Source organism: Shewanella sp. M16 (genome assembly GCF_018224605.1).
Classification (GTDB): Bacteria; Pseudomonadota; Gammaproteobacteria; order Enterobacterales; family Shewanellaceae; genus Shewanella; species Shewanella oncorhynchi.
Window position 1 is genome coordinate 1 of record NZ_JAGTUL010000158.1, and the last position, 255, is coordinate 255.

At 49.0% G+C, this 255-nt stretch carries 1 rRNA gene; it reads right to left on the reverse strand.

Features of this window, described 5'->3' with window-relative positions:
- Window positions 1–255 (reverse strand): 23S ribosomal RNA (locus tag KFE26_RS23855); the annotation flags it as partial.

A 255-nucleotide genomic window follows, 5' to 3' on the forward strand; every position in this document is an offset into this window, starting at 1 on the left:
GACCGCCCCAGTCAAACTACCCACCAGGCACTGTCCCTAATCCCGATAAGGGACCTAGGTTAGAACATCAAAACTACAAGGGTGGTATTTCAAGGACGACTCCATCATGACTAGCGTCACAACTTCAAAGTCTCCCACCTATCCTACACATGTAGGTTCAATGTTCAGTGCCAAGCTATAGTAAAGGTTCACGGGGTCTTTCCGTCTAGCCGCGGGTATACGGCATCTTCACCGCAATTTCAACTTCACTGAGTC